This window comes from Tychonema sp. LEGE 06208, from assembly GCF_015207505.1.
In the GTDB taxonomy this organism is placed as follows: domain Bacteria; phylum Cyanobacteriota; class Cyanobacteriia; order Cyanobacteriales; family Microcoleaceae; genus Microcoleus.
Genome location: NZ_JADEWT010000177.1, coordinates 1 through 8,483, shown reverse-complemented (window position 1 = coordinate 8,483; position 8,483 = coordinate 1). Strand labels below are relative to the sequence as shown.

Below are 8,483 nucleotides of genomic sequence, written 5' to 3'. Positions count from 1 at the left end.
GAGGGGGAGAGTGGGAGAGTGGGAGAGTGGGAGAATTCTCACCTCAAACTTTCAGTTCTTCTCTTAAATCTTCTTCCTTCTCCCTTCTGCCTTCAAAAGCTGGCTGGTTGGGGGTTCACCTGCGGATGACCGGACAATTGCTGTGGGTGAACGAATCCGAACCCCTGCCAAAACACGCGCGAGTCCGGCTATTTTTTGAAGGAAACCGAGAACTGCGGTTTGTAGACCAGCGCACCTTCGGGCAAATGTGGTACGTGCCCGCAGAAACAGAAGTGGAAAGCACAGTTACCGGCCTCAAACTCCTAGGCCCGGAACCGTTTTCAGAGGAATTTACCACAGAATATTTGGCCCGCAAGCTGCACCGACGGGCGCGACCAATTAAAACAGCATTGCTAGACCAGTCACTGGTAGCGGGTTTGGGCAATATTTACGCAGACGAAACTTTGTTCTTGTCGGGAGTGATGCCGACAACTCTGTGCGCCGATTTGACAGCAGAGCAAATTGAGCGCATCCATACAGCTATTATTCAAGTTTTACAGCAGGCGATCGCCTCCGGCGGCACCACTTTCAGTAATTTTCTCAACGTCCAAGGTGTAAACGGCAACTACGGCGGTGTCGCTTGGGTGTACAATAGATCGGGTCAACCCTGCCGCACTTGCTCTACAATTATTGAAAAGATAAAATTAGCAGGGCGATCGACTCATTTTTGCCCCGCGTGCCAGAAATAATAATTTCGGCAACAGATTTTGTATCAGATTCGATCGATATACCAAATCTCAGCTTCCGACTCTTCAGTCTGCGAAGGCAGACTTCGTTCCTGTAGTTGCGGTTTCAAGCGCTGACTCTACTATTAAAGCCAAATCCGCCTTAAAATTTGTATACTTTTATAAACTAAACAGAGCAAGTCATGGCAATCAAAAAAGGTAGCACAGTCCGCGCAATTCGCGAAAAATTGGAAAACAGCCTAGAAGCCAAAGCCAGCGATCCGCGCTTTTCCTCCTATCTATTTGAAACAAAAGGCGAAGTAATGGATGTTCGCGGCGACTACGCCTTCGTCAAATTCGGCAAAGTCCCCACCCCGAATATTTGGCTGCGCGTAGACCAACTAGAAGATTTTAACTAACCGATAGAAACGAAACATCACTGTTTTGAATTTAACCTAGGGTGCGCCCCGCGCACCTTATTTTTATATAACGTAGAGTACCAAATCTGCGCCCGATCGCCATTAAACTAATTCTTAAAAGCAGCTTTTATGTCGTTCCCGCTTGCATCGGAATAATAAAATCGAGTCAACAGTTAACACTCAACCATTCAGTTTTTCCACCCGCCCGTCAACAGTCAAAAGTCAACAGTCAACAATCACCTGACGGTGCAACCGAAATTGATCTTATAGATTCATAAAAACAGGTTTGACAAAGTATTGAGGAAACTAAATCGATCCTAAAAACTCCTCCTGCAAGCAAGAATTAAGTTGACACCGATTCGTATTGCGGACTTAATTCCGCACTACTAACCGTTTTTATTATGATAATCGAGCGGACACGATACTTATCTATTCTATTGCATACATCTGCTGTCTTCTGCGCTGCATCAGTCTTGCATCTGCAGTCTCGCTATCGATCGCAGATGTATGCAATCTTGTCTCATATAGCGGTTCTCAATGGTGGTGAGATATGCCTTATGCCGGATAAGCTGTTGTGCATTTAAATTGTAGATTTTGATGACAATCAAAAATTGTCAAATTCTCTCCCCCTCTCCCCTTCTCCCCCTCTCCCGCTCAATTGCCATACACAATCTATATGAGCAAAGGCTTAGTACCTCCTATGAGAACTCGAAAGGCTATATATCTTAATAAGTTTAACAAATAAAATCGATAACATAAAATAATTTAAGTGCGTGGCAAATCATCTAAAAGCTCCCAATGCTCCCAAAAGTGCATAAAATCACACTTAAAGCAGATGAATCGAGTATTAGCGAAAACTAGAGAAAAGCCGATCGGCTAAATTTAAACAAATTTTAATAGAGGCGCTCCAAACAGGATATTCGATCGCAAAACCCAGGAAACCATCAATCGAGTTTGCAGTCATAATAAAAGAGTAACAATTGCCATTGAAGGCGATCGGAAAAAATGTCAAAATTAGTCAGGACTTTGGGCCCCGTCGGGCGATGAAACCCCTTTTCTCGCTGCCACTTTCGGCTCTTCCCTGATGCGATCGGGTTAAGAAACCGGGGTTTATGTATAAGTTTTGTGAGTAAAATTCTCAATCATTAGCAATTTATGCCGTAGGAAGTCACCGATCGCCCGCTTGATCAGTAAATATACGGAATTAGGATGCTCGATCGACCTGCAAATCTAGAAAAAATACGGAAATGCAGCCTCATTCGCTGCTAACTGCTATCAGAAGGAGGAGAATTTGCCCTTTGCTCTTGTGATTTATCGCAACCGCGCCCGATGGTTAAGACGTTCTTAATTGCTGAAACCCTTGCTTTTATTGCGACTTCCATCTTCCATCTTCCATCTTCCATCTTCCATCTTCCATCTTCCATCTTCCATCTTCCGACGGACTTACATCCGTTACATCCCGTACATTGCTCGTTGCCGAACTTCCTTCTTCCATCTTCCGACGGACTTACATCCGTTACATCCGTTACATCCCGTACATTGCTCGTTGCCGAACTTCCTTCTTCCATACCAGATTCAACTTGCAGAGCACTGTGGGGATGCCATCTCAGGTGTTGTGCATTTAAATTATATATTTCGACGATCGATCAAAAATCTTCTCCTCCGATCCTCATCAGACCCTCTTTACCCGCTCGCGAAGCCGAAGGGCCCCTCTACCCCCCTCAATCACCATAAATAATTGGGATGCACAACAGCTTACCTCGATACCAAACCGCAAAATAACTAAAAAAAGAGCATTATGTTTCATGAATACCTGTATCAACAAGTAATCAACCTGCAGGAAAAATTAATTCGCTTAGAAAGAGATATGCAGTCTCAAACCTGGTTCAAAAAGCTGCAAGCGCTGATGGGAGTGATTAGCAAAATTCGCGAATCCCTAGACTTAGAAACAATATTCAAAATCACAGCCACCGAAGTCCGGCAACTCCTAAATGCCGATCGAGTCGCCGTCTACCGCTTCCTTCCCGAATCCGACTGGAACGACGGCGAAGTAGTCTCAGAAGACGTACTGCCCCTATACAGCCCTTCCTTGGGCGCAAAAGTCCACGACCACTGCTTCGGTGAACAATTTGCAGCCAACTACGCCAAAGGTTACGTTCAAGCTGTCAGCGACATCTACAAAGCCCGGTTGAGTCCCTGTCACCTCAAAATCCTCAAGCGATTTCAAATCAGAGCAAACTTAGTCGTACCCCTGCTACAAGGGCAACATTTGTGGGGATTGCTGTGCATTCACTCCTGCGGTCAACCCCGCGATTGGCAAGCAGACGAAATCGAATTTGCCAGACAAGTAGGCGACCATTTAGCAGTTGCAATTTCTCAGGCCGAACTGCACTTGCAAACCCAGAAACAAATCGCAGAAATCGAATTGGCCCAGCAGAAACTCCGCGAAAGCGAGCAAAAATATCAACAAATTCTCGACTCGATCGCCGATATGGTATTGGTCAAAGGCCCTCAATCAAAAATCGTCTGGGCAAATCAAGCCTTCCGCGACTATTACGGCATGAGTCAAGAGGAACTGCAAGGCATCACAGACGCACCTTTCGCCGAACCTGACCACACTCTCCAGTACATTAAAGATGACGCCTTCGTATTTGAAACCGGACAAACCCTGCAAATTGCCGAAGAACCGGTGACGCGCTACGACGGAGAAGTGCGGCTGTGGAGCACCGTCAAAACACCCATCCGCAATCAAGACGGCCAAATCACCATGACAGTCGGCGTCTCCCGCGACATGACGGAACGCAAAGCAGCAGAAGAAGCCCTCAAAGCCAGCGAAACCAAATACCGCAGGCTGGTAGAAACTTCTCAAGACATGATTTGGTCTGTCGATGCGACTGGGCGCTACACCTTCGTCAACCCAGCAGTTAAGTATATCTACGGTTACGAACCAGCAGAAATGATCGGTAGGCCATTCTCCGATTTTGTGACACCAGAACAAGCCCAGAAAGATTTAGCTGTTTTCGCCCGTTTGCTTACGGGAGAATCAGTTTTTCAGTACGAAAGCACCCAAATTGCCAAAGACGGTAGCATCAAACATTTGATGTTCAATGCGATCGCCCTGTACGATGAAACCGGAAACTTCCTCGGCACCACCGGTACAGCCACCGACATTACCGATCGCAAGCGCGCCGAAGCAGCATTGCAACACGCCAACGCCGAACTAGAACGCAGAGTTGAAGCCCGCACCGCCGAACTGCGCCAGACTTTTAGCGCCCTCAGCGCCAGCGAAGCCAAGTTCCGGACGATCGCAGCCACCATCCCCGGAGCCCTGTTCCAATTTTCCAGCCGCGATGGAGTATGGAGAGTTGACTACACCAGCGACGGTATCGAAGATATCAGCGGCATCACAGCGGCAGAAATGATGCGAGACATCACTTCCTTCATTTCCCGCATCCACCCCGAAGACATGGAAAGCTACATCGCTTCCGTCAACGAAGCCGTTGAAAACTTCTCTCCCTGGCACTACGAAGGGCGGTTAATCAAGCCAAACGGCGAAATTCGCTGGTGGCAGGGCGACTCCATGCCCACCCGCAGCGAGAACGGCGAAATCGTATTTTGCGGCGTATTCCTCGACGTTACCGATCGCAAAGTTGCCGAAACCGCCATCCGCGACAGCCAGCGGCAGCTCAAAGAAGCCCAGAGACTCGCCCACGTCGGCAATTGGGAACTCGACGCAGCCACCGAAACCTTCACTTGGTCAGAAGAACTTTTCCGCATCTTCGGACTCGAACCGGCTGCCACAGCACCCCCCAGAAAAGAACAAGTCGCTCAGATCCATCCAGAAGATTTGGAATTGTGGAGGACGGAAGTAGAGCGAGGACTTGCCTTGGGTATTCCCTTTGATTTTGACTACCGTTTTTACCGTCCCGACGGCACGCTGCGGCATCTCAACGCCTTGGGCAAAGCTGAAACCGATGCCAGTGGCAAGGTGGTAAAACTGTTCGGAACGGCGATCGACATTACCGATCGCAAAGCCGCCGAAGCAGCCTTGCGGCAAGCAGCAGCCGAGTTAGAAGACAGAGTGAGCGATCGCACCGCCGAACTTTCTCAAGCAGTCACTCAGTTGGAACAAGAAATTGGCGATCGCAAACAGGCAGAAGCAGCCCTCCAAGTTTCCGAGCAAAACCTGCGAACCATCTTTAATAATGTCTACGATGCTATCTTGATTCACGATTTAGAAGGCAATATTCTCGATGTCAATAATCGAATGTTAGAAATGTACGAAGTTAGCGCCGAACAAGCAACAAATTTATCAATTAAAAACGACTATTCAACGAGGGACAATTCCGCTGAAAAAATTGAAGAACTTTGGGAAAAAGTATTAGCTGGCGCAACAGGTCGCGTGGAATGGAAAGCGAGGCGTCCCAACGACGGTTCAACTTTTGATGCAGAAATTGCCCTATCCAGAATTCATCTCAACGGCAATGTTAATATCATTGCCAACGTCCGAGATATTAGCGATCGCAAACAGGCAGAAGCAGAACTGCAACGCACTCAAAACTTTATGGAATCAGTCCTCAAAACCATACCCGTAGCAGTGGTTGCCAAGGAAGCCAAAGAACTGCGGTTTGTACTGTGGAACCCCGTCGCCGAAGACTTGCTAGGTTTCAGCGCAGCAGAAGTTACGGGCAAAAATGATTTCGACCTTTTTCCCACAGAACAAGCTAACTTTTTCACCGCCAAAGATCGAGAAGTTCTCAACAACGGGCAAACTGTAGAAATCAGCGAAGAAGAGATTGAAACAGGTCAAGGAGAATTGCGGATATTTCATACTAAGAAAACATCAATACTTGATACTGATGGCCAACCGCAATATCTATTAGCTGTCACCGAAGACATTACCGATCGCAAGCTAGCAGAAATTGCCTTGAAGCAATCTGCAGCCCAACTCAAGCAGCAAGCAGATAGAGAAAAATTGCTCAACATTCTCACAGCTCAAATCCGCAATTCCCTCGACTTCGACAGCATTATTACAGTCGCCGTCCAAGAAATTCGGGCTTTCATGCAGATCGATAGGTGCTATTTTTGCTGGTACCGCAGCGAACAAGAAGAGGGTTTTTGGGAAATTATTCAAGAATCTCGCAGAATAGAACTTTCTGAGTTAATAGGTTGCTATAAAGCTTCTGACTTCGGCACTATAGGAGAACAGATGTTGCGTCTAGAAACGCTGCAAATAGATGATGTCGGAGCGCTCGCAGACCCTATTTTGATCGAGTCTCTTAACTCTCTGGGCTACCAATCAGTGTTGGCAATTCCGATGCAGGCACTTTCGGGAGTAGTGAGCGTTGTTAGCTGCGCCCACTCCGCTGCTGTGCGACCCTGGAGCGAGGGCGAAGTAGAATTATTGCAAGCGGTTACAGTTCAATTGGCGATCGCCCTCAACCAAGCCGATCTTTACACCCAAACTTGCAACAAAGCTCGCGAATTAGAGCAAACTTTGCAGAAGTTAACCAGCGCTCAATCGCAGTTAATTCAAAGCGAAAAAATGTCATCTCTCGGTCAGCTCGTGGCAGGAGTCGCCCACGAAATTAACAATCCGGTTAATTTTATTTACGGCAATCTCAGCCACGCCAACGACTATACTCAAGACTTGCTGCATTTGATCGAACTTTACCAAAACCACTATCCCGATCCTGTCCCGGAAATTCAAGAAGAAGTAGAAGCTATTGAACTCGATTTTCTGATGAGTGATTTGCCCAAACTGCTTTCTTCGATGAAAGTCGGTGCAGATAGAATTCAGAAAATTGTAGCATCTCTGCGAACCTTCTCCCGCATGGACGAAGCCGAAATGAAAGCGGTTAACATCCACGACGGCATAGATAGCACTCTGATGATTTTGCAGCATCGGATAAAAGCCAAACACAATCATCCAGAAATTGAGGTGATTAAAGACTACGGTAAGTTGCCGTTGGTAGAATGTTATGCCGGACAGCTAAATCAAGTATTTATGAATGTTCTGAGCAATGCTTTAGATGCTTTGGAAGAAAGGGATCTGCGGCGTTCTGCTGAGGAAATGCGGCAAAATCCTAGTACGATTTCCATTAAAACGGAAATGCTGGAGGGCGATCGCGTTTTGATTCGGATTGCTGACAATGGGGTGGGAATAGCAGATGCTGTCGTTACTCAACTTTTTAACCCATTTTTTACCACTAAACCTGTGGGAAAAGGTACTGGAATGGGCTTGTCAATTAGCTATCAAATTGTTACCGACAGACACAAAGGTTCGCTGAAATGCACTTCTTCTCCCGGACAAGGTGCTGAATTTGCGATCGAGATTCCGTTGAAAGCTAATTAAACAGTTCGATCGCGCGTGTGGAATTGAGTCCGCACGCGCGATCCAATCTTAAATCATATCGTTTCCGGCTGCATCGTCAGGTGATAAATTAGAGGGCAATTCATGAATGATTTTGACAATTCACCACCGATCTCGGTGCCATTGTCAGTTGTTCGATTCACAGTCAACAGCGTCGCCCTGAGCGTAGTCGAAGGGTCAACAGTCAACAGCGTCGCCCTGAGCGTAGTCGAAGGGTCAACAGTCAACACTCAACAGTCAACACTCAACACTCAACATCACTAGGAGTGCAACCGGAATTGATATCAGTCAATCGATCGCACATCATATTACTCAAGTCTCAACAATCGAACCAAAATTTATCAGTATTTCAGTCATCGTTACACTGTCCAAAGGTTTAGAAAACCAATATCCCTGAGCTAATTCGCAGCCTAATTCCCGAAGCTGTACTAACTGTTGGGCTGTCTCCACACCTTCGGCGATCGCATTTAATCCCAAATTGTGAGCCAAAGTTACAATCGCCCGCACAATCTGCAAAGGCTGACCCCCGCCGTCACCGTTTTCGAGGGCCCCCAACCGACTCACAAAAGAGCGATCGATCTTCAGCGTATCCAGCGGAAAACGGTGCAAGTAACTCAAAGACGAATAGCCAGTACCGAAATCGTCGATCGACAATCGAATATTTCTACCTTTTAATTGGCTCAGCACAATATTGGCTTTCGTCACATTTTCTACGATGGCACTTTCAGTAATCTCCAATTTTAAACAGCTCGGCTCGCAGCCTGTTTCTGTCAAAATTTTATCTATCTGTTCGATTAAATTCGGCAAACCTAACTGTTTGGGAGAAAGATTGACGCTCATTGTTAATTGTGAAGGATCGACAATTGGTAATTGGTAATTGGGCATCGGGCATCGGGCATCGGGCATCGGGCATGGGGCATCGGGCATCGGGCATCGGGCATGGGGCATTGGCCATTGGCCATGGGGCATGGGGCATGGGGCATCGGG

At 47.0% G+C, this 8,483-nt stretch carries 6 protein-coding genes; 4 read left to right on the top strand and 2 right to left on the bottom strand.

The window, feature by feature from the left end:
* On the top strand, positions 1-728 hold a 728-nt coding region (locus IQ263_RS27110; RefSeq protein WP_228050397.1), incomplete at its 5' end, for a DNA-formamidopyrimidine glycosylase.
* A 179-nt stretch (positions 729-907) separates the two neighbouring features.
* Positions 908-1,123, top strand: coding sequence for an NAD(P)H-quinone oxidoreductase subunit O (gene ndhO / locus IQ263_RS27105; protein ID WP_194071155.1), 216 nt, complete (start codon positions 908-910; stop codon positions 1,121-1,123).
* A 1,265-nt stretch (positions 1,124-2,388) separates the two neighbouring features.
* On the opposite strand, the gene IQ263_RS27100 is transcribed toward ndhO, so the two are convergent.
* A complete protein-coding gene (locus IQ263_RS27100; protein WP_194071157.1) occupies positions 2,389-2,691 on the bottom strand; it encodes a hypothetical protein in 303 nt (100 codons plus the stop codon).
* 230 nt (positions 2,692-2,921) lie between these two features.
* Here IQ263_RS27100 and IQ263_RS27095 point away from each other — a divergent pair, with 230 nt between their 5' ends.
* Together IQ263_RS27095 and IQ263_RS27090 are read left to right on the top strand one after the other, a co-directional pair.
* A complete protein-coding gene (locus tag IQ263_RS27095; protein WP_194071154.1) occupies positions 2,922-7,478 on the top strand; it encodes a PAS domain S-box protein in 4,557 nt (1,518 codons plus the stop codon).
* 102 nt (positions 7,479-7,580) lie between these two features.
* Entirely contained in the window at positions 7,581-7,760 is a 180-nt protein-coding gene (locus IQ263_RS27090) for a hypothetical protein (protein ID WP_194071153.1), read from the top strand.
* Between the two features lie 48 nt (positions 7,761-7,808).
* Here the strand turns inward: IQ263_RS27090 and IQ263_RS27085 are convergent.
* Positions 7,809-8,483, bottom strand: a 675-nt coding sequence (locus IQ263_RS27085) for an EAL domain-containing protein (RefSeq protein WP_194071152.1), incomplete at its 5' end; no start/stop codon positions are given.